Here is a 1,950-nt window from a genome sequence, read left to right on the forward strand (position 1 = left end):
CGTTTGGCGCAGGTGTCGACCCTGGTGGCTAATTCTCCTCGATACGCTGGGCGACATCCGTGATCTTGAACGCTGTGGGCGAGATCATGCTGCCTGCGGCCGCCTTCCGCTCGTCTTCCCCCTCGTCGGGCCGCAGGATGGAGTGTTGTGGTGTCGGTGCAGCCGCGGCCGTGGCCGAAGCCTGCCGAGGTGATCGTTGCGGCGGTGCGGGCGAAGTACGCCCGGCGGCAGGCGCCGCTTGCGGTGCAGGTCCGTGACCGGTTCGGTGCGTTGTTCCCCGACGCCGCGTTCGAGTCGGCGTTCGCCGGTCGGGGCCGGCCGGGGTGGTCACCTGGCCGGTTGGCGTTGGTCACCGTGTTGCAGATGGCGGAGGGCCTGACCGACCGGCAGGCCGCCGAGGCGGTGCGGGAGCGGCTGTCGTGGCAGTACGCCCTGGGTTTGGGCCTGGACGATCCGGGGTTTGGTCACACCGTGCTCAGCGAGTTCCGCGCCCGGGTGGTCGAGCATGGGTCGGAGGAGCGGGTTCTCGACCTGCTGTTGGACCGCCTGGTCGAGGAGGGCTTGCTGGGCCCGGGCGGGAAGCAGCGCACCGATTCCACGCATGTGGTCGCCGCGGTCCGCGGCCGCAACCGGCTCGAGCTGGCCGGTGAGTCGGTGCGCGCCTGCCTGGAGGCGCTGGCTGCCTGCGCGCCGTCCTGGCTGGCCGAGGTGGTCGACGTGCCCGGGTGGAGTCGGCGGTACCCCGCCCGGGTGGACTCGTGGCGGCTGCCCACCGCCCAGGCCAAGCGCACGGAGTTGGCCCTGGCCTGTGCCCGTGACGGGTCCGCGCTGGTCGAGGCGTGCCACCGGGCGGACGCGCCGGGCTGGGTGCGCGAGGTCGAGGCGGTGGGGGTGCTCCGGGTGGTGCTGCTGCAGAACTACCCGCGCACGGTCACCGAGACCGGGACGGAGGTGGCGCGGCGGGAGGCAGAGCGGGACGGTCTTCCACCGGGCAGGTTTCGTCTGCGCTCCCCTACGACCCCGACGCCCGGTGGGGTGGCAAGCGGGACACGTTCTGGAACGGCTACAAGGGTCATCTCAGCGAGACCTGCGACGCTGAGGAGGACACCACCAGCAGGCAGGGCGACGGCGCGGGCGCGCGGTCCGAGCCATGCCCGCCGGCCACGGCGGGCTCCGGCCAGCGCGAACGGTCCCCGCAGCGGCCCAACCTGATCACCAACGTGGCGACCACCGACGCGGCCGTGCCCGACCAGGCGATGACCAAGGCGACCCACCACGCGCTGGACCGCCGGGGGCTGCTGCCAGCAGCGCACGACGTCGACTCCGGCTCCCCCTCGGCCGAGCTGGTCGCCGACGCCGCTTGTGACGACGGCATCGCGTTGACCTCCCCAATGCTGGCCGACACCTCACGCCAGGCCAGGGCAGGGACCGGGTTGCACGCCGCGGCGTTCACCATCGACTGGGACGACCAGCAGGTCACCTGCCCGCAAGGACAGCGCAGCTCCTCTGGGAGCCCGGCCACCCAGCGGGGCACCGAGGCGACCGTGGTGAAGTTCGCCGCGAGTACCTGCGGCCCCTGCCCGGTCCGCGGTCAGTGCACCACCGCCGCCCGCGGCGGCCGGCAGCTCACGCTCAAGCCCCGGCCGCTGCACGAGACGTTACAGACCGGCCGCGCCGAGCAAGCCACCGCAGACTGGCAGGCCCGCTGCGCCATCCGCGCCGGCGTCGAAGGCACCATGCATCAGGCCATCGCCGTCACCGGCACCCGCAACGCCCGCTACAAGGGCCTGGCCAAGACCCATCTCGAACACGTGTACTCAGCGGTCGCCCTCAACCTCATCCGCCTGGACGCCTGGTGGAACGGCCACCCCCTGGACCGGCGCCGAACCAGCCACCTCGCCCGCCTAGAGCTGGCCCTGGCCGCATAGCCCCGAATTAACCACCAGGGTC

Annotated in this window: 2 protein-coding genes; both read left to right on the top strand. The window is 72.5% G+C overall.

Annotation, left to right across the window (positions count from 1 at the left end; all coding sequences use genetic code 11):
* The first annotated feature begins 150 nt into the window (after positions 1-150).
* Positions 151-1,212 (top strand): transposase, encoded by a 1,062-nt coding sequence (locus VG276_24175; protein ID HEV8652396.1) that lies wholly within the window; start codon positions 151-153, stop codon positions 1,210-1,212.
* Positions 1,213-1,220: 8 nt separating this feature from the next.
* Entirely contained in the window at positions 1,221-1,928 is a 708-nt protein-coding gene (locus VG276_24180) for a transposase (protein HEV8652397.1), read from the top strand.
* The last annotated feature ends 22 nt before the right edge of the window (positions 1,929-1,950 follow it).

The organism is Actinomycetes bacterium (genome assembly GCA_036000965.1).
In the GTDB taxonomy this organism is placed as follows: domain Bacteria; phylum Actinomycetota; class CALGFH01; order CALGFH01; family CALGFH01; genus DASYUT01.